Source organism: Sphingomonas immobilis, from assembly GCF_030580995.1.
GTDB classification, from domain to species: Bacteria; Pseudomonadota; Alphaproteobacteria; order Sphingomonadales; family Sphingomonadaceae; genus Sphingomonas; species Sphingomonas immobilis.
The window spans coordinates 197814-216756 of the sequence record NZ_JAUQSZ010000007.1 but is presented as its reverse complement, the minus strand read 5'-3'; the positions used below and the strand labels follow the sequence as shown (position 1 = coordinate 216756).

The following is an 18943-nucleotide window of genomic DNA, read 5'->3' as shown; positions in this document are numbered from 1 at the left end:
ACCGAGCGGCTCGACGATGGCATCGACGCGCGCGCCGGCGGCATCGAGATGGAGATGCTGCACGACGCGGCCGATGCCGGACAGGTCGTGCGCGAAGGCGGTCGCGGGCTTTTCGGCGGTGATCCGGCGCAGCGCGGCGAGCGCGGCGGGGCGCTCGCGCGGCTCGATCCGCCGCAGCATCTGCGCGAGGCCGGGCTGCTCGTCGACGCCGAGCAGCCGCGCGAAGGCAGGCGTCAGCAGAACCGTGCGCTCGGCGAGATCGAGCCGCCAGCCGAGCGGCTCGGCGCTGGCCGAGGCGCGCCACTCGCCAGCCATCCGCATCGCGTGGCGCGCGGCATAGCGCAGCGCCTGCAGGAACTCCGCTTCGCTGGAAGGGCTGGAGAGGAAATGCGTCGCGCCCGCCTCGTACAGCGCAGCGATCGCATCCTGATCGCCGCGCGACACCAGCACGAGCATCGCGCCGCCATTGGCCTCGATCGCGGGGCCAAGCTGGCGCGCGCCTTCGAGACCGTCGGCGAGCGCGCCGCGCGCATCGACCACCGCGACCGCAGCACCACTGGCGAGAAAGCGGCGCTCGACACCGCCCGCGCGGCGCGCCGCGACGACCTGCCACCCCGCGCCCCCGGCCAGCGACGCGAGCTCGTCGCGCTGGCGGAAGGACAGGATGAACAGGGGGGTAGCGCCCGCGGCGGCATGCAGCCCGTCTTCGCTCAACCCTGCCCCCTCGCGACCCATGCGCGTGTGTATGCCGCGGAGATGTTAAAGGAAACGTCCTACACACCCGTTCGTCCTGAGCGAAGTCGAAGGACGTGTCGCGGGCGTGTCGTTTGTGGCACGTGCTTCGACTGCGCTCAGCACGAACGGTTCCGGTGGGCACTTGTCCGCGCTCTCTCGAGGGCCTAGCTCTCATACATGGCATCCGCGCCCGCCCTGATCGCCCCTCCCCTGCTGGACCGCCACGGCCGGACGATCAGCTATCTGCGCATTTCGGTGACCGATCGCTGCGACCTGCGCTGCCGCTATTGCATGGCGGAGGAGATGACCTTCCTGCCGAAGAGCGCGCTGCTCGGGCTGGAGGAAATCGCGCTGATCGCCGATCGCTTCATCGCGCGCGGGGTTCGGAAAATCCGGCTGACGGGGGGCGAGCCGCTGGTGCGCCGCGACGTGGGAGACCTCGTGCGGCGGATCGGGCGGCATGTGGGGGCCGGGCTGGACGAGCTGACGATGACGACCAACGGCAACCGGCTCGCCGATCATGCCGGGGCGCTGTTCGATGCGGGGATACGGCGCATCAACGTCAGCCTCGACAGCCGCGACCCGGACACTTTCCGCCACATCACGCGCCACGGCGACGTCGTGCGCGTGCTTGGCGGTATCGCGGCGGCGAAGGCGGCGGGGCTGGCGGTGAAGATCAACATGGTCGCGCTGAAAGGGCTCAACGAGGCCGAGATCGCACCGATGCTGAAATGGTGCATCGCCGAGGGCCACGACCTGACGCTGATCGAGACGATGCCGCTCGGGAGCATTGGCGAGGACCGCGCCGATCGCTTTCTGCCGCTGACCGCCGTGATGGACGATCTCTCCGCGCGCTTCGCTCTCGTGCGCGACGCGCATCGCAGCGGTGGGCCGGCGCGCTATTGGCGGGTGACGGGTTCCGAGACGCGGCTTGGGCTGATCTCGCCGCTGACCGCCAATTTCTGCGAGACGTGCAACCGCGTGCGGCTGACCACCGACGGGATGCTTTACACCTGCCTCGGCCATGACGACCGCGTCGACCTGAAGGCGGCGCTGCGTGGCGGCGACCTCGACGCGGCGCTCGACCGTGCGCTCGCCAGCAAGCCCGCGCGGCATGATTTCGACATCGCCGCAGCCGCCCCCGCCGTCGCCCGCCACATGAGCGTCACCGGCGGCTGACATGGATCACGGTTCCGCACCGCAGAAGCGGGCGCTCGTCGCCTCGCCCACCCCGCCCGCGCAGGCTGCCGCGGCGGAGCTTGCCGATTCGTATGACTGGGTGCCGCCCGAGGAGGCCGAGCTGATCGTCGCGCTGGGCGGCGACGGTTTCCTGCTGCAGACGCTGCACGCGATGTTCGAGCGGCGCGGCGCGCCGGTGCCGGTGTTCGGGATGAACCTCGGCACGGTCGGCTTCCTGATGAACGAGTGGCGCTACCACGATCTCGACGGGCGGCTGGCGCGCACCAAGCCGTTCAAGGTGCTGCCGCTGTCGATGAAGGCGACGACGATGTCGGGCGAGGTCTTCACCATGCCCGCGATCAACGAAGTGTCGATGCTGCGCGAGACGCGCCAGACCGCCAAGCTGGAGGTGAGCGTCAACGACCGCGTCGTGCTGCCCGAGCTGGCGTGCGACGGCATCCTGGTGGCGACACCGGCCGGATCGACCGCCTACAATTTGTCGGCGCAGGGCCCGATCCTGCCGCTGGGCTCCGCATTGCTCGCGCTGACGCCGATCAGCCCGTTCCGCCCGCGGCGCTGGCGCGGCGCGATTCTGCCCGACAAGGCGCGGATCGCAATTCGCGTGCTGGAGCCCGGCAAGCGCCCGGTCAGCGCCGTCGCCGATCAGCGCGAGGTCCGTGACGTCGCCACCGTGGAGGTCGCGATCGACCGCTCGCGCGAGCTGACGTTGCTGTTCGATCCCGAACACGCGCTCGACGACCGCATCACAATGGAGCAGTTCGTCTCGTAAGCGCTGAAGAAGCGCTGGCTCCCTGAGTTGGATTCGAACCAACGGCCGCTCGATTAACAGTCGAGAGCTCTACCGCTGAGCTATCAGGGAATGCGCGGGCGGCCTCTATAGCTGGCTGATTCTCGGATGCAAGACCCTAGATCAGCGAGAATGCGATCGCGCTTGCATCGGCACCCGACCGCCGCCAATCACACGGCATGACGACGACCATCCGCCCGCGCCGCTCGATGCTCTACATTCCCGGCGACAAGGCGCGCGCGCTGGAGAAGGCGCGCGGCCTCGCGTGCGACGCGATCATCTTCGATCTCGAGGATGCGGTATCGCCGGAGAACAAGGGCCTCGCGCGCGAAACGATCGCCCAGGCCGTCGCGGCGGGCGGCTACGGCGAGTGCGAGCTGATCCTGCGGGTGGGCGGCGATGCCGTCGCCGAGGATTTCGCGCTCGCGAACACGCTCGCGATTCATGGCATCCTGCTCCCCAAGGTCGAACGGCCCGAGACCGTGATCGCGGTGGCCGCCAAGACGAATCACCCGATCTGGTGCATGATCGAGACGCCGATGGGTGTACTGCGCGCGGCCGAGATCGCGGGCGCTTCGGACCGGCTGGCCGGGTTCGTCGCCGGCACCAACGATCTCGCCAAGGAATTGCGCGCACGGCATACGCCGGATCGCACGCCGCTGCTGACGTCGCTGTCGCTGATGCTGCTCGCCGCACGCGCCTATGGGCTGGCGGCGATCGACGGCGTGCATCTCGATCTCGACGATCTCGCGGGACTCGAGGATGTCTGCCGGCAGGGCGTCGCGCTCGGCTTCGACGGCAAGTCGCTGGTCCATCCCAATTCCATCGAGATCGCCAACCGCGCCTTCGCGCCGCAGCCCGCCGAGATCGAGCGCGCCCGCGCGATGGTCGCGGCGTGGGAGGAGGCGCGCGCCCAGGGCCTCGGCGTGGCGCGGATCGGCGGGGCGATGGTCGAGCAGCTTCATGTCGACGAGGCCACGCGGCTGCTGGCGCTCGCCGAGGCGATCGCGCGCCGCGCGGCCTGACGCGGAGCGGCCAAGCCCATTGCCATCGCTGCCGCGCTGCGCGAAGCTCCCGCCCTACGCCTTGCGCCGGGGGACAGCATGAACGAGACGAACGCGGTCGCGCTCGACACCACCGACTACCGTATCCTGCGCGAGCTCGGCGTCGATGGCCGCGCATCGGACGTCGCCCTCAGCGAGCGCGTCAACCTGTCGAGCACCGCCGTCGCCCGCAGGCGCAAGATCCTGGAGGAACGCGGCGCGATCACCGGCTATTCGGCCGATCTCGATCTCGCGCGGCTGGGCTTCGGCATCACCGTGATCGTGATGATCGAATTGAGCTCGCAGGCCGAACAGGCGCTGGTCGAGTTCGAGACCGCCGTCATCGCCTGCCCGTCGATGTCCTATTGCAGCTTCGTCTCCGGCAACACCGATTTCCTGATGATCGTCCACGTCCGCTCGTTCGCTGATTACGACCGCGTCTATCGCAGCGAATTGTCCACCCTACCGCACGTCGCGAAGATCCGCAGCAGCTTCGTAATGCGCGAAGTGATGCAGCGCAGCGTACCGCCCGCCGCGCTGAACGCGCAGCCCGCCTGAGATCATGACGACTCGGACACGGAAGCGCCCGCGACTCTCGTCCAATTATGACGCACCAGGTGGCGTTTTCGGCAATGAAATGACGATCCGCGCAGCTATCCGCTAATATCGTTTCCGGTTGCGCCGAACTTTAGCGGAAACCCCTAGCCGATCTCTGTTACTCTTCGTTCACAATCGAGGGATTGTGCGAACGCGAAAACGCGTGCGGCGGATATTCAAATCCACCGGCAATCCCGCTGTTGTCCGCAAGAGAAACGTGAATGCCAGTAAGCGTACCCAAAAAATAATGTCGCGTGAATTCAGTGTCATGAAGACCCGCAGACATAAGGGAGCGGATGCCCGGACGTAGTTTTTACCGGGGGACAGCATGAACACATCCAGCACGGCCTTCATCACCGGCATCGCCGGCCGCAAGGCTCGCCAGCATTGGCTCGGAACGGTCGGCATCGTCGCACTGGCGACGTTTGCGCAGCCTGTCTTCGCAGCAGCGCCACCCGCCGCAGCCGCAGCCGCAGCCGACGACGCCGCCGTCCTGCAGGCACCCGAACCCGAGAAGGAAAGCGAGGAGATCCTCGTCACCGGATCGCGCATCGTCCGCGACGGCTACAGCGCGCCGACGCCGGTCAGTGTCATCAGCACCAAGGAACTGAAGGCGGAAGCCCCCGCCAACATCTCCGATTTCGTCAACACCCTGCCCGCCGTTCGCGGATCGGGCACGGCGTCGAACTCGAACGGCTCGCTGTCGAACGGTGCCGCCGGCATCAACAGCGTCAACCTGCGCAACCTCGGCGCGAACCGCACGCTCGTGCTGTTCGACGGCCAGCGCTCGGTCGCCTCGACCGCGACGGGCCAGGTCGACGTCAACACCTTCCCCCAGGCGCTGATCGAGCGCGTCGAGGTGGTGACCGGCGGCGCGTCCTCGGCCTACGGATCGGACGCGGTTTCGGGCGTCGTCAACTTCATCCTCAACAAGAAGTTCAAGGGCCTCGACGCCAGCGTGGAGACGGGCGTCACGACCTACGGCGACGCCGCCAACTACAAGTTCAGCGTGACCGCCGGAAAGACCTTCTTCGACGACAAGCTGCGCATCACCCTGTCGGGCGAATATTTCAAGCAGAACGGCGTCACGACGATCGATCGCGACTGGAACAACACCGGCTTCTTCCTGGTCAACAACCCGGCCTACAGCACGGCTGCGGGCGGTAGCTGCGCGAAGCCCGCCGGTTATGTCGCCGGCACGCCGATCACCGGCTGCGCGCCGGAATATTTCATCACCTCGGGCGCGGGCACCGGCACCTTCTCGGCGGGCGGCCTCATCACCGGCGCGACGACGACGGCGGGCACGGCGGCCAGCGGCGCGGCGCTGGCGGCGGTGCGCGGCGAATATTTCGGGCCGGGCGGCGCGGTCAGCCGTCTCACCTTTGGCCCGTCCAGCGGCCAGTGGATGATCGGCGGCGATTACAAGATCGCCAGCGCCGGCCACGCCTCCAGCGCCTCGCTCCAGCCTTCGGAAACGCGCAAGAGCGCCTTCGGCCGCCTGAGCTACGAAGTCGCCCCCGCGCTCGAAGTCTACGGCCAGTTCGCCTTCAACGAATATCGCGGCCAGAGCTTCTACCAGCAGACCCCGACGACCGGCGTGAACATCGCCATCGACAACGCCTATCTGCCGCAGGTCGTGCGCGACCAGATGACGGCCAACGGCCTGCGCTCGATCGCGATCGGCACCAGCAACGTCGATCTCGGCCAGCAGGGCAGCGACAACACGCGCTCGGTCTATCGCTATGTCGCGGGTCTCAACGGCACCTTCGGCCTGGCCGGAATAGATTGGAAATACGACGCTTATTACCAGTTCGGCATGACCAAGACGGTCGAGAAGCTGACGAATGCGTGGAACCTCGCGCGCATGACGCTGGCGACCGACGCGGTGTTCGCGCCCGCCGGCAACGCGCTCGGCGTCGCGGCGGGCACTGTCGTGTGCCGCTCGTCGCTGACCAACCCGACCAACGGCTGCGTTCCGCTCAACCGGCTCGGGACGGGCGTCGCCTCGCAGGCGGCGATCAACTACGTCCTCTACAACGGCCTGCAGCCGACGCGCGAGCAGCGCATCACGCAGAAGGTCGCGGCGGCCAGCTTCTCGACCAACAACCTGTTCCAGTTGCCTGCCGGCGGCGTGTCGCTCGCCTTCGGTGGCGAGTGGCGCGAGGAAGGGATCAGCGGCACCGTCGATCCGCTGTTCCAGCCGGTCGTCACCGGCGGCGTGACTGCGGGCACGTGGATCTACGGCAACTACCTCGCCACCAACGGCAAGTATAACGTGAAGGAAGCCTTCGCCGAGGTGCTGGTGCCCGTCATCAAGGGCGCGGACCTCAACGGCGCGATCCGCGTGACCGATTATTCGACGTCGGGCACCGTCGTCACCTGGAAGGCGGGCGCGACCTGGCAGATCATTCCCGATCTCAAGTTCCGCGGCACCGTCTCCCGCGACATCCGCGCGCCTAACCTTCAGGAGCTGTTCGCCGCCGGCACCGGCCGCACCAACACCGTCAACCGCCCGAACGGCGCCGCCGTCATCACCGATCAGTTCAACGAATCGACCGTCGGCAACACCGCGCTCAAGCCAGAGGTCGCGCAGACCTATGGCGTCGGCGCGGTACTGACGCCGCGCTGGCTGCCCGGCTTCGCGCTGTCGGTCGATTACTACAATATCGATCTGAGCGGCGCGATCTCCTCGCTCACCGCGCAGACGCTGGTCGATCAGTGCTACACGGCGAACATCACCGCCGCCTGCACCTTCATCTCGACGACGGGCGGACGCGGCGTCGTGACGCCGGGCCTCGCCATCACCAGCATCGAGATCAAGCCGACCAACTTCGTCTCGGTGCGCACCCAGGGCATCGATTTCGAGGGAAGCTATCGCCATCCGCTCGGGCCGGGGGCGATCACGCTGCGCGCACTGGCGAGCTGGGCGATGAACCTCAGCACCGACAACGGCGTCGTCGCGGTTACTGACGACGCGGGCCAGAATACCGGCGGCCTGCCGAGCTGGACCTACCGTTTCTCGGCCGGATACGATGTCGGCGGCTTCGCCACGCAGTTCATCGCGCGCGGCGTCAGCGGCGGCGTCTACAACAACAATTACGTCGTCTGCACCACCAACTGCCCGGCCTCGACCACCGATTTCCACACGGTGAACCTCAACTCGATCCCGGGCGCGTTTTACTTCGACGCCAACGCCAACTACACGATCAAGACCGGCAGCGGGCAGTTCGAAGTGTTCATGGCGATCAAGAACATCTTCGACCGTGACCCCGTGCTCGTCGCCAACGGCCCGACCGGCAACAACACCCCCGCTTACCCGCAGACCAACCGCGCGCTCTACGACGTGCTCGGCCGCACCTTCCGCGTCGGCGTGCGGGTGAAGATGTGATCCCTGCCCCCGCTTGTTCCCCCCAAAAAACTGGAGATCGATGGATGAAAGCCCTGCCCCTCACCCTGCGCGGCATGATGGTCGCCGCGTGCGCGCTCGCCGGTGCGGCCATTCCGCACCTGGCGCACGCGCAGGCGAGCCCCGCGCTGAAGGCCGAAGCCGCCGCCAATGTCGATGCGCATGCGAAGATGGTGGCGAACGCGGTCGACCAGATCTTCAGCTATGCCGAGCCGGGCTTCCAGGAGTTCAAGTCGACCCGCTACATCGCCGATCTGCTCGAAAAGGAGGGTTTCAAGGTCGAATTCGGCGTGGCGGGCATCCCCACCGCGTTCAAGGCGACCTGGGGTGAAGGCGGGCCGCTGATTGCGCTCGGCAGCGATATCGATTGCCTGCTCGGCGTGTCGCAATATCCCGGCACCGGCAAGCTCACGCCGATGGTGGCGGGCGCACCCGGCCACGGCGAGGGGCACAATTCCGGCATGCCGCTGATCGTCGCCGCCGCCATCGCGGCCAAGGACGTGATGACCAAGCACGGCATCAAGGGCCGCCTGCTGATCTGGCCCGGCATCGCCGAGGAGCTGCTCGCCACCAAGGCCTATTACGTCCGCGACGGGTTGTTCAAGGGCGTGGACGCCAACATCTTCACCCACGTGGCTTCGGGCTTCCAGACGGGCTGGGGCGAGATGGGCAACAACGGCCTGGTCAGCGTGGAATATACGTTCCACGGCAAGACCGCGCACGCCGCCGGCGATCCGTGGGACGGCCTGAGCGCGCTCGACGCTGTCGAGATCATGGACACGGCCTGGAATTTCCGCCGCGAGCATCTGCCGGTCACGCAGCGCTCGCACTATGTCATCACCAACGGCGGTGGCCAGCCCAACGTCGTGCCCGACCTCGCGACCGTGTGGTATTATTTCCGCGAGCGCACCTTCAAGTCGGTGGCGGATCTCTACAAGACCGGCAACGAAGTTGCCGACGGTGCGGCCAAGGCGACCGGCACCACGGTCGAGCATCGCATTCTTGGCTATGCCGCGCCCAATTACGGCAACAAGCCTCTGGCTGAGGCCGCCTACGAGAATATCAAGCTGGTCGGCATGCCGAAATGGACCGCCGAGGATCAGGCTTTCACCAAAACGGTACAGACCACGCTCGGCCGCCCGGTAAAGCCGCTCGCCACCACGGTGGGCGAGCTTTCCACTCCGGCCAGCCGGCCGCGCTCGATCGGCGGCGGATCGGACGACGTAGGCGACATCATGTGGACGGTGCCGTCGATCACGATCGGCTTCCCGTCGAACATCCCGAGCATGATCGGCCACAACAAGACATCGGCGATGGCGATGGCGACGCCGATCGCCCACAAGGGCGCGGTCGCGGGTGCCAAGGCGGTGGCGATGACGGTGCTGGACCTGATGACCACGCCCAAACTGATCGCCGAGGCCAAGGGTTTCCAGAAGAACGTGCAGTTCAAGGAAGATACCTACGCGCCGCTGATCTCCGCCACCGACAAGCCGGCGATCTGGCTCAATCACGACGTGATGGAAAAGCTGCGGCCGTCGATGGAGAAGTTCTACTTCGACAGTGCGAAATACCCCAACTACCTCGCTCAGCTTGGCATCGCTTACCCCGGCGGTGCCGACAAGGATCCTACGAAGTAGGGTCGCAAGGATGGGCGGTCCGCCTGGTCGGGCCGCCCATTTTCCTTTCTGACATGCCCCGTTCCCCCGGAGAGTGATGATGACACGTTCGACCTTACGCCTGCTCGGGCGAGGCGTGATGCTCGCCGCGCTGGTCATGCCCTTCTCACCCGCCCTCGCAGACGCGCCCTCGGCTCCGCCCGCCGCCAAGGCGAACGGCCAGCGCTTCGAAGGTTTCGTCCCCTTCGTCTGGGATGCCGCCAAGGGCCGCGTGCTGATGGAGATCCCGGCGTTCGATCAGGACGTGCTCTACTACGTCTCCGCCGCAACCAATCCCGGATCGGTCGAGGCGCCGTTCGATCGCGGCGTGCTGGTCAGTTCGGTCATTCATTTCGAGCGGTCGGGCGGGAAGGTCGTCGTCAACCGCATCAACGTCGCCTATCGCGCACTGAACGGGACGGCCAAGACCAAGGAGGGCGTCTCCGACAGCTTCCCGAGTTCCGTCCTCGCCGTGCTGCCGGTCGAATCCGATGTCGGCGGCAAGGTGATCGTCGACGCGACCGCGCTGTTCATGCGCGATGCGGCCGGCATCATCGGCCGCTTCAAGCGCGCCAAGATGGGCGATTTCAAATTCGATTCCGCCCGCAGCGCCTTCTACCCCAAGCGCATGAAGGCCTTCCCCGAGAATACCGAGATCGAGACGACCTCCACCTTCACCTCCGACGCTCCGGGCGCCGCGATCAACAACGTCACGCCCGATCCCGGCGTCGTGACGATGCGCATCCACCACAGTTTCCTGAAAGCGCCGGTCGGCTATGTCCCGCGCGAGGCCGATCCGCGCATCGGCGTCAGCGCGATCCGCTTCAAGGATTTCTCCAGGCCGGTCGACGAGAGCCCCGACACCGAATGGATCACTCGCTGGCGGCTGGAGAAGAAGGATCCGTCCGCCGCTCTGAGCGAGCCGGTCAAGCCGATCACCTATTATTTCGACCCCGCCATCCCCGATCCGATCCGCGCCGCAATGAAGACCGGGCTGCTGTGGTGGAACAAGGCGTTCGAGGCGGCGGGCTTCAAGAACGCGATCCATGCCGAGGACGCGCCGCCCGACATGGACCCGATGGATATCCGCTACGCCTATGTCCTGTGGATTCAGCGCGACGAGCGCGGCTTCTCGTCCAGCGGCAATTACTCCGATCCGCGCACCGGCGAGACGCTGGGTGCCAAGACGCATATGGACACGTACCGGATGCGCACCATCGGCAATTATTACGACGCCTATAGCGGCGGGCTGCCGGGCGACGGATCAGGCATCACCATCGCCGATCCCAGCATCGTCAGCGGCGACACCTTCGCCGCCATGCCCAAGGCGCAGCGCGACATGATCCTGCTGCGCCAGGCGCTGCTGACGGCGCACGAACTGGGCCATACGCTCGGCTTCCAGCACAATTGGGCGTCCAACCAGAACGACCGTTCGTCGGTGATGGAATATCCGACGCCGCGCGTGAAGGTGACGAACGGCAAGATCGATCTGAGCGAGAGCTTCATGACCTCGGTCGGCGCATACGACACCTATATGGTTCGCTACGCCTACACACCCTTCGCGCAGGAGAAGGCCGGGCTCGACGGCGTCATCAAGGACATGCGCGACAAGGGCGTGGTCTTCACGCTCGACAGCGATCCGCGCTGGACCTGGTATGACGACCGCGCGACGCCCGAGGAGAATCTCAAGGAAAGCACCGCCGCGCGCAAGATCGCGCTCGCCGGGTTCGGGCCGGCGATGCTGAAGCCGGGCGAAGCCTATGGCGCGATGCGCGACATGCGGCTGTGGATGATCTACCTCCAGCAGCGCTATGCGGTGGAGAGCGCCGTGAAATACGTTGGCGGGATGCTCCAGAATATCACGGTCAAGGGCGAGGCACATCCCCTGCCCCCGACCGAGTTCATCCCCGGCGATCGCCAGCGCGCGATCCTCGGCCAGTTGATGGACGTGATCGACCCGAAGAACCTCGAAATCCCCGAGAGCCTGCTGATCCAGCTCACGCCCTCGCCCGATCGCAATCTCGAGGATCTGTCGAAGGACGACGTGTTCGACCAGCTCCGCGCCGCGCGTATCCTGTCGGCGATGGTGCTGGAGCCGCTGTTCGATCCCGCGCGGGCGGCGCGGATGGTGGCGCTGTCGGCACGTCAGCCGGGTACGCTGAGCCTGCCCGAAATGGTCGATACGGTGATCGCGCATAGCTGGGGCGCACCTGGCGGCGGCACCGCGCAGGAACGCGCGCTGCGGCGCGAGGTGCAGTCGGTGACGCTATCGGCGATGATGATGCTGGGCGGGCAGAAGGACGGTTCGCCCGAGGCGCGCGCCTATATCCTCGATCGGCTCGATGGCCTCGCCGCCAGCTTGCGCGGTCGCAGCGGGGACGATGCGCTGACCACCGCCTTCTACCGTCAGTCCGCCCGCGACATCGGGCGCTATCTGGAGGATCCGGTCAAGAACGCGCCCGAGACGGCGATGCCGGAATGGGGCGAAGGCCCGCGCTCGCGCAATCCGCTGCCGCCCGGCCCACCGCTCGGCGGCTGAGTCTCAGCCCCAAAGGCCGAGGCGCGCCGATGCGGCGAGGGTGGCGACCGCCAGCGCCGGCAGCAACGCCAGCGCGATCCGCCGCGGCGACGCGGACGCGGCCGCCATCACGAAGGCGAGCGCGGCGGCGATCATCGTCCAGAGGTGATAGCGCAGATCGGGCGCGACGCTGAAGATCAGGTAGGTGCCGCCGTAGAGCAACGCGGATATCGCCAGCGCCTGCGCGATACCCTTCGCGTGGAGGAGCAACGCGCCAAGCGCCAGCGCGAGCCAGCAGATCGGCCACCCGAGCGGCGTGCCCGCGCTCCACACTGCTGCCGCGTCGATCGCCGGTTCGAACCCGTTCTTCGATATCGCATAGCCCCAAGGGTTCGGCGCGGATTGCGGCTGGACCGGACGCTCGATCTCGTCGCGGACAAGGAAGCGCAGGTTGACGTTGGTATGCGCCAGCCGGTGCTCGGCATAGGCGAGTGGATGCGCGGCGATGGCGCGGAGCCAGAAGAGGTATGGGCTCTCGTGCCGCGCCGCGAAGGCGTCTCGGATCGCGGCGAACTGGATCGGGCACGGCTCGTCCACCCACCAGGCGTAGCGATCCCAGCGCACGGGGGCATAGCAGGCGTGGTTGACCGCGACCGGGTTCGCAATCGGAAGCGGCGGAAAGGCATCGACACCGCTATGTTCGGTGATCCCGCCGAGATCGAAGATGACGAGCGACAGCGCGACGCCGCTCGGCTTCGCGCCGATCGCGCGGTTGGCGAGCGGCATCGCCAGCCCGAGGACGATCGTGGCGGCGATCACGCAGCCTGCGAAGCGCAACCGCATCGCGCGCCACGCGGGCGGTAGCGCGACGACCAGCAGCGGCAACGCGGCGAACAGCGCGTTGAAGCGCAAGGTCGCCGCGAACAGCAGCAGCGCCACCGCAAGCCATCGCCCCCTGCCCCACGCCAACAGCCCCGCGGCCGACAGCAGCGCCCCCGCCATCAGGCAATCCTTGAGGACCGATCCCATCGTCGCCAGCGAGAACGGCAGCAGCGCGCACAAGGCGATCGCAAGCGCCAGTCGCGACCGCCCCGCCCGTGCGACCAGCAGCGCGAAGCCGGCCCAGTAGAGCCCGAGTTGCAGCAGCAGCATCGGCGCGGGGCCGAGCCATACACTCGCAAACCGCCGCCACACCCACCCCATCACCGGCGGGTGCCAGTCGTCGAAATCGCCGCTCAGTGCCTGCCCGTATTGGCGCACCGCGTCCCAGTAGACGATGCCGGGCCAATAGGCCGCAAGCTGGATTGCCGCCGCTGCGAGTAACAGAACCAACCCAGCCGTTAGTCCTGAGCGAAGTTGAAGGACAGGCCGCGGAAAACGTCCTTCGACAGGCTCAGGACGAATGGCGGATGTGGTCAAGCCGCCTCGGCTCGCTTCCGCGCCAGCGCGCCAACCTCGCCCGCCTGCCAGATCAGGATCGCGGGCACGCCGACGATCAGATCACGCGCGCGCTTGAGCAGCGACAGCGCCAGCGCCGTCGTCGGTGGCAGACCGAACAGCGGGCCGATCAGCGTATAGGCGACCTCCTGAACGCCGACCGCGCCGGGCACGAAGAAGGCGACGCTACGGAGCGTGAAGATCAGCGCCTCGACCGCGATCACGCCCCATAACGGCGCGGTCGACCCCATGAAGCGCAGCGCGACCCACGCCGTCACCGCGCTGCCCGTCCAGGCGGCGAAATTGAACGCGAAGCTCACGGCCATGTGACCGCGGCTGCGATAGGTCTCGCCGAGCCGTTCCTGCACCGCCGCCAGCGTTGCGGCCGATCCCGGCAGCATCCGCGCCGCCGCCGCGCCCGCCAGCTTCAGCAGCGGACGCTGGCCGATCCAGAAGATCAGCATGAACGCAAAGCTGATGCCCATGCCGCCGACGGCGAGCGGGACGATCCCGGCGTCCACGCCCGCGTTTGTCGTCACCGCGAGCAACGTCGCCAGCCCCGCCAGCGTGAACAGCAATTGTGCCGCCATCTCCATCGACATATCGGCGATCATCGAGGCGTAGATCACCGGATCGCTCACCCCACGCCCCGCCAGCGTGCGCGCGCCGACGACAAGGCCGCCGAGCTGCGAGAAGGGCAATACGTCCGCCGCCGCCTCGCGCGTCATGCGTGCCCAGGTGAACAGCGGCAGACGGCCCACCGGCTGACCGGGCGCGGCGGCGAGCCACGCCGCGCCGACGAGGAACATCACCACCACCGAGCAGCCGAGGAACGCGGCCATGCCGGTCCAGCCGATCGCGGTCATCGCAGCGAACACCTGATGCGCGCCCGCCGCGCCCACCGTCCAGCACGCCACCGCCAGCCCGACGACAGTCGCTGCCAGCAGCCCTAGCCTAGCCCAGTTCATGCCGCTTTGGGCTTCTTCCCCATCAGCGTCAGCACGAGGCGGATCGCGCCGGGCACGAATTTCGGCCGGATCAGGCGCGAATCATAGGGCGCGAGGCGGCGGTCGTTCTCCGCAAGGCAGATCGTCGCCAGTTCCGCGAAACTGACCTCGACGCCGAGATCCTTCGATCCGTTGAGGGTGAAGTTGCTTTCCTGCGCCTTGGTGCTGTCGCCCATGCCCTTGGCCATGTCGATCCGTTCCCAGAACAGGAAGCACCAAACCGCCCAGACCTTCAGCTCGAAATAAGGGCGACGCCACCACGGCATGTTGCGCCGCCACCACGACACCCAGTTGACGAAGAACAGGATGTGCCGCCCCTCCTCGCGCATCACCGGCTCGAACGTGTCGATCAACTCGGGCGGGAAGAAGCCGGTGTCTTTGGCGATCTTGAACAGCCCAAAGCCGAAGAAGCTGTCGATACACTCGGAAAAGCCCGAGCGCATGAACGCCCATTCGGGGTCTTTCGGCTTGATATAGGGCGGCTCAGGCTCGAGCTCGATGCCGTAATGCGTCACCATGTCTGCAAGCACGATCTTGTGACGCTTCTCCTCGAAGGCATCCATTTCCAGCGCGGTCTTGAGCTCCGGGTCACGCGCCAGGTCTGCGAAGGTCTGCACGAACAGCCCGGTACGCCCCTCCGTCTGCACCGCCATGTCCCAGATCGGCAGCGACACGATCTTCCGCCGCGTCTCTTCGGTCAGCACCGGCCAGTCGATCAATGCCGGGCGGTACGCATCGTGCGTGTCGAGCAGGGCGCGGCAGAACAGAATCTTGTGATCCTCGCTGCCGAGGCGGACCTTCTTGCCGGGCGCCGGGCCTGCGGCTTCGATCGTGCCGGGGACGTAGTTCATCGGTCTTCCTTACAAATCGGCGAAACGCGCCAACGTGATCCCTTCGCGCGAGACGATCTCGCGCGCAACCGGATCGGTCAGCGCCGCGAGTTCATCCGCATAGGCATAGCCCGGCGCGGAGAGCGGATACGGCCCGGTCGCGGGATGCAGATAGACCTCGCTGACGCCTTCGGGAAGATGCTGGAGAATGGCACGCAGCCGTTCGGTGCGCATCGCGCCCGACCAGGCGAGGCCGAAGACGTGATCGGGCACCTTGAAACCCGCGCGACGTGCCTTGCGCTGGAAACCGCGCGCGAAGGGTGCGGCTATGTCGAAGCCCTTCACCGGCTCGATTTTCCGTAGAACAGCGCGCGGTTCGACCGGGGCGCGGACGGCGCGCATGCCGTGACGCCGGCCGACGCGCAGGATCGTCGCGGCGATGACCGGGTGCATGTGCATGTGCTTGTGCGAGTCGACGTGATCGAGCGGCAGGCCGGTCGCTTCGAACAGCGCGAACTGAGCCTCGATCTCCGCCTCCAACTGCCGCCGTACGGGTGCGCGCGCTACGAGGGCGAGGCTGACGGAGAGAGCGTCGACGCGGAAATGCCCGTTCGCATCGACGAGATCGGGAATCTGTGCGGGCGGCAATGCCGGCGGCACCTCGGCGAGCGCAACGTGGAGGCCAACGCCGAGCCTCGGCATCGCCTTCGCCCGCGCCACCGCATCGGGCACCGCCGCGCCCGTCACCATCAGGCTGGTGGTGGTGAGAATGCCCTCGCGGTGCGCCCGCTCGACCGCTTCGTTGACCGCGACCGCGACGCCGAAATCGTCGGCGTTGATGATGACGGTCCGCACCCGTTCAGAAGCCGTAGAACGCCGGATCCGCCAGCACCGCATCGGCGACATTGGAAGCATTGGGCACCGCGACACGCCGCAGCAGCAGGATCATCGCCGCCCGGTCTCGCGCCCGCACCGCGTCGTTCCAGTTTTCGAGCAGCCCGCGCGCGACGAGCCGCTCGTTCACTGTCATTCCGGCAAGCGTCGTCACGACAAAGGCTTACACCGCTTCCTTGCGACGCCGCAGGAAGTCGAAGAATTCGACGCCCTCGCGCAGGCGGCGCTTCATCATGTCCCAATCGGTCAGCATTTCCCGCACGATCTCCCAGATCTTGCTGGGGCGGAAGTAGAAGCGCTTGTAGAACTCTTCGACCTTTTCGAAGATCACTGCCGACGAGAGGTGCGGATACGAAAGCTGCGCGATCTGGTTGCCGCCGTCGGTCAGCAGCTCGTTCGAATTGTCGAACCAGCCGTTTTCGATCGCCTGCTTGTAGAGGAACGTGCCCGGATAGGGCGCCGCCAGCGACACCTGGATGGTGTGCGGGTTGATCTCCTTGGCGTAGTTGATCGTTTCCTCGATCGTCTCCAGCGTCTCGCCGGGGAGCCCGAGGATGAAGGTGCCGTGGATCGTCAGGCCGAGCGCATGCGCGTCCTTGGTGAACTGCCGCGCGACATCGGTGCGCAGGCCCTTCTTGATGTTGTGCAGGATCTGCTGGTTGCCGCTTTCGTAGCCGACGAGCAGCACGCGGCAGCCGCCTTCCTTCATCGCCTTCAGCACCGGCTGCGGGACGTTGGCCTTGGCGTTGCAGCCCCAGGTGACACGGAAACCGGGCGTGCCGAAGCCGAGCTTGCGGAGCTCGCCCGACAGCTCGACGACGAAATCATGCGCATCGGCGAGCGTATCGTCGTCGAAGAAGATCTCGTTCACCTCGGGCATCTCGGCAAGGATATACTGCACCTCCTCGATCACCTTCGGGACCGAGCGGTGGCGATAGCGATGCCCGCTGATCGTCTGCGGCCACAGGCAGAAAGTGCAACGGCTCTTGCACCCGCGCCCCGTGTAGAAGCTGACGTACGGGTGGCGCTGATAGCCGCCGAAATATTTCGTGGAATCCAGGTCGCGCTTGTAGATCGGCGAGACCATCGGGAGGACGTCCATGTCCTCGATCTGCGCGCGGTCCTTGTTGCGCACGATCGATCCGTCCGGCGCGCGCCAGGTAATGCCGTCGATCTCCGCCAGCGGCCGGCCTTCGGCCAGTTCGACGCAGGTGAAATCATATTCCTCGCGGCAGACGAGGTCGATCGCCTCGCATGCCTCCAGGCTCGCCTTGTCCTCGATCATCACCTTGGCGCCGACGAAGGCGATCAGGATTTTCGGGTTGCGCTCCTTAATGAGGCGCGCGGTGCGGATGTCCTGGTTGAAGCTCGGCGTCGAGGTGTGGAGGATGACGAGGTCGCGCGTGTCGAATTCGTGGGCGATGTCCTCCCACGACTGATCGTGCGCGGGTGCGTCGATCAGCTTCGAGCCTTCGATCATCGCCGCAGGCTGCGCGAGCCAGGTCGGATACCAGAAGGACTTCACCTCGCGCTTCATCTGATAGCGCGCGCCGGCCCCGCCGTCATACCCGTCGAAAGAGGGAGCCTGAAGGAACAGCGTACGCATCATTAAGAAATCTCCGGGGGCCGAACGAGTTGGCCGTGATGATCTATTTTAAGTTCCGCGCCGCGCCAATCAACCGAGCGGACGAAGAAGCTGGCAACATAAACCGCGAAGCTCATGATATCGCGCAACGGCAACATCCACAGCGGCGCGGCGGCCTCCCCTACCTTCCGGTCTACGGTGAGGACAACCGCTATCCGCACCAGCAATGCGGCAAGCGTAAGGCCGAAGCCCGGCAACGGCGCGAAAACGCAGGCGATGAGCGCGAGCGGCAGCGGCATGCAGATCACCGTGCCCATGTAGCGCGCAAGGCCGGTGCCGCGCACCGTCGCCGCCCAGCGCAGCTCATGCCGCCACAGCCCGGCCAGACTACGCTCGTCGAAGGCATGGCCGACGAGCATGGACGGCACCACCACGTCGCGCCCTGTGGCCCGGATCGCCGCGCCGATCGCATAATCGTCCGCCAGCACGTCGGCGAGGGTTCGAAAACCCTCGAGCGCCTCGATCTCGCCGCGGCGCAGCGCGATGGTGGAGCCCATGCACGGCTTGGCCAGGCCGGTGTAGACGCCGAAGGTAAGGTTGAGCAGGAACTGATAGCTGATCCCCGCCGCGCCGAGCCGTGACCAGATGCCGGCGTCGCCGCGACCGTAATAGGCGCAGCTGACCGCACCGACACCCGGCGCTTGCAGAGCAGCGAGCACGCGCCGGACATAATCCGGCTCCACGAAGATGTCGCTGTCGCTCAGCAGCGTCACGTCATGGCGGATGCGCGGTGCCATATTGATGAGGTTCGAGACCTTGCCATTGGAGCCGTGCCGTGCGCCATCGACGACCAGCTCGATGTCCGCCTCCGGGAAACGCCGCCGCAGCGATTCGACCACGGCGATGGCGGGATCGTTGGCGCGCTGCACTCCGCACAGCAATTGCACGGGGGCTGCATAATCCTGCGTGAGAAAGCTCACCAGATTGGTTTCGAGTTGCGGCTCCGCACCATGCAAGGGCTTGAGAATGGTTACGGCTCCCGGCGCGGAGGCGATCGCCGAGCGCCGCTGGAAGAACAGCAGGAACACGATCAAGCTGGCGACGGTATAGCCGAACGCCATGCATGCCAGCACCGTCGCGGCCCAGCTCAAGATCGCCCCAATCCCGCTCATCGGCAACGCTATTAGCGATGGATACGCACAATGTCAGCGCCTTCCTCTGGCCATGCTTTGGTGTAGAGGGTGCGCGC

At 66.6% G+C, this 18943-nt stretch carries 15 protein-coding genes and 1 tRNA gene; 7 read left to right on the top strand and 9 right to left on the bottom strand.

Annotated elements, in window-relative coordinates:
* Positions 1-714, bottom strand: a 714-nt coding sequence (locus Q5H94_RS12095) for an ANTAR domain-containing protein (RefSeq protein ID WP_459112956.1), incomplete at its 3' end; no start/stop codon positions are given.
* Positions 715-912: 198 nt separating this feature from the next.
* On the opposite strand from Q5H94_RS12095, the gene moaA reads away from it, so the two are divergent.
* Together moaA and Q5H94_RS12085 are read left to right on the top strand one after the other, a co-directional pair.
* Positions 913-1914 (top strand): GTP 3',8-cyclase MoaA, encoded by a 1002-nt coding sequence (gene moaA, locus Q5H94_RS12090; protein WP_304561519.1) that lies wholly within the window; start codon positions 913-915, stop codon positions 1912-1914.
* A 1-nt stretch (position 1915) separates the two neighbouring features.
* Entirely contained in the window at positions 1916-2704 is a 789-nt protein-coding gene (locus tag Q5H94_RS12085) for an NAD kinase (RefSeq protein ID WP_304561518.1), read from the top strand.
* A gap of 15 nt (positions 2705-2719) precedes the next feature.
* Here Q5H94_RS12085 and Q5H94_RS12080 read toward each other — a convergent pair.
* A tRNA-Asn gene (locus tag Q5H94_RS12080) sits at positions 2720-2794 on the bottom strand.
* Positions 2795-2901: 107 nt separating this feature from the next.
* Between Q5H94_RS12080 and Q5H94_RS12075 the strand changes: the two genes are divergently transcribed.
* The 5 genes from Q5H94_RS12075 to Q5H94_RS12055 all read left to right on the top strand — a co-directional run bounded on the left by Q5H94_RS12075 (position 2902) and on the right by Q5H94_RS12055 (position 11962).
* The gene (locus Q5H94_RS12075; protein ID WP_304561517.1) at positions 2902-3747 is read left to right on the top strand and encodes an HpcH/HpaI aldolase/citrate lyase family protein; all 846 of its coding nucleotides are present in this window, start codon (positions 2902-2904) and stop codon (positions 3745-3747) included.
* A 78-nt stretch (positions 3748-3825) separates the two neighbouring features.
* Positions 3826-4323: an Lrp/AsnC family transcriptional regulator gene (locus Q5H94_RS12070; RefSeq protein WP_304561516.1), complete on the top strand. Its 498-nt coding sequence runs from the start codon at positions 3826-3828 to the stop codon at positions 4321-4323.
* Between the two features lie 367 nt (positions 4324-4690).
* The gene (locus tag Q5H94_RS12065) at positions 4691-7750 is read left to right on the top strand and encodes a TonB-dependent receptor plug domain-containing protein (protein WP_304561515.1); all 3060 of its coding nucleotides are present in this window, start codon (positions 4691-4693) and stop codon (positions 7748-7750) included.
* Between the two features lie 44 nt (positions 7751-7794).
* Complete coding sequence (locus tag Q5H94_RS12060) at positions 7795-9405, top strand: amidohydrolase (RefSeq protein ID WP_431312164.1); 1611 nt, start codon at positions 7795-7797, stop codon at positions 9403-9405.
* Between the two features lie 79 nt (positions 9406-9484).
* Positions 9485-11962 (top strand): zinc-dependent metalloprotease, encoded by a 2478-nt coding sequence (locus Q5H94_RS12055; RefSeq protein ID WP_304561514.1) that lies wholly within the window; start codon positions 9485-9487, stop codon positions 11960-11962.
* A 3-nt stretch (positions 11963-11965) separates the two neighbouring features.
* On the opposite strand, the gene Q5H94_RS12050 is transcribed toward Q5H94_RS12055, so the two are convergent.
* From Q5H94_RS12050 to hpnI, 7 genes are all read right to left on the bottom strand, one after another.
* A complete protein-coding gene (locus Q5H94_RS12050; RefSeq protein ID WP_304561513.1) occupies positions 11966-13273 on the bottom strand; it encodes a hypothetical protein in 1308 nt (435 codons plus the stop codon).
* 83 nt (positions 13274-13356) lie between these two features.
* Positions 13357-14346: a lysylphosphatidylglycerol synthase domain-containing protein gene (locus Q5H94_RS12045; RefSeq protein ID WP_304561512.1), complete on the bottom strand. Its 990-nt coding sequence runs from the start codon at positions 14344-14346 to the stop codon at positions 13357-13359.
* A complete protein-coding gene (locus tag Q5H94_RS12040; protein ID WP_304561511.1) occupies positions 14343-15236 on the bottom strand; it encodes a ferritin-like domain-containing protein in 894 nt (297 codons plus the stop codon). The genes Q5H94_RS12045 and Q5H94_RS12040 overlap by 4 nt, the downstream gene beginning before the upstream one ends.
* Before the next feature lie 9 nt (positions 15237-15245).
* Positions 15246-16070 (bottom strand): hopanoid biosynthesis-associated protein HpnK, encoded by an 825-nt coding sequence (gene hpnK / locus Q5H94_RS12035; RefSeq protein WP_304561510.1) that lies wholly within the window; start codon positions 16068-16070, stop codon positions 15246-15248.
* A 4-nt stretch (positions 16071-16074) separates the two neighbouring features.
* On the bottom strand, positions 16075-16239 hold the full coding sequence (locus Q5H94_RS12030) for a hypothetical protein (protein ID WP_304561530.1): 165 nt from the start codon (positions 16237-16239) through the stop codon (positions 16075-16077).
* Positions 16240-16272: 33 nt separating this feature from the next.
* The gene (hpnJ, locus tag Q5H94_RS12025) at positions 16273-17718 is read right to left on the bottom strand and encodes a hopanoid biosynthesis associated radical SAM protein HpnJ (protein WP_304561509.1); all 1446 of its coding nucleotides are present in this window, start codon (positions 17716-17718) and stop codon (positions 16273-16275) included.
* Positions 17718-18866: a bacteriohopanetetrol glucosamine biosynthesis glycosyltransferase HpnI gene (gene hpnI, locus Q5H94_RS12020; protein ID WP_304561508.1), complete on the bottom strand. Its 1149-nt coding sequence runs from the start codon at positions 18864-18866 to the stop codon at positions 17718-17720. The genes hpnJ and hpnI overlap by 1 nt, the downstream gene beginning before the upstream one ends.
* Between the last annotated feature and the right edge of the window lie 77 nt (positions 18867-18943).

What these genes read in the sequence shown, in the direction of transcription:
- moaA (WP_304561519.1), top strand. Translation starts at nt 913, where the DNA reads ATGGCATCCGCGCCCGCCCTGATCGCCCCTCCCCTGCTGGACCGCCAC.
- Q5H94_RS12085 (WP_304561518.1), top strand. Translation starts at nt 1,916, where the DNA reads ATGGATCACGGTTCCGCACCGCAGAAGCGGGCGCTCGTCGCCTCGCCC.
- Q5H94_RS12075 (WP_304561517.1), top strand. Translation starts at nt 2,902, where the DNA reads ATGACGACGACCATCCGCCCGCGCCGCTCGATGCTCTACATTCCCGGC.
- Q5H94_RS12070 (WP_304561516.1), top strand. Translation starts at nt 3,826, where the DNA reads ATGAACGAGACGAACGCGGTCGCGCTCGACACCACCGACTACCGTATC.
- Q5H94_RS12065 (WP_304561515.1), top strand. Translation starts at nt 4,691, where the DNA reads ATGAACACATCCAGCACGGCCTTCATCACCGGCATCGCCGGCCGCAAG.
- Q5H94_RS12060 (WP_431312164.1), top strand. Translation starts at nt 7,795, where the DNA reads ATGAAAGCCCTGCCCCTCACCCTGCGCGGCATGATGGTCGCCGCGTGC.
- Q5H94_RS12055 (WP_304561514.1), top strand. Translation starts at nt 9,485, where the DNA reads ATGACACGTTCGACCTTACGCCTGCTCGGGCGAGGCGTGATGCTCGCC.
- Q5H94_RS12045 (WP_304561512.1), bottom strand. Translation starts at nt 14,346, where the DNA reads ATGAACTGGGCTAGGCTAGGGCTGCTGGCAGCGACTGTCGTCGGGCTG.
- Q5H94_RS12040 (WP_304561511.1), bottom strand. Translation starts at nt 15,236, where the DNA reads ATGAACTACGTCCCCGGCACGATCGAAGCCGCAGGCCCGGCGCCCGGC.
- hpnJ (WP_304561509.1), bottom strand. Translation starts at nt 17,718, where the DNA reads ATGATGCGTACGCTGTTCCTTCAGGCTCCCTCTTTCGACGGGTATGAC.
- hpnI (WP_304561508.1), bottom strand. Translation starts at nt 18,866, where the DNA reads ATGAGCGGGATTGGGGCGATCTTGAGCTGGGCCGCGACGGTGCTGGCA.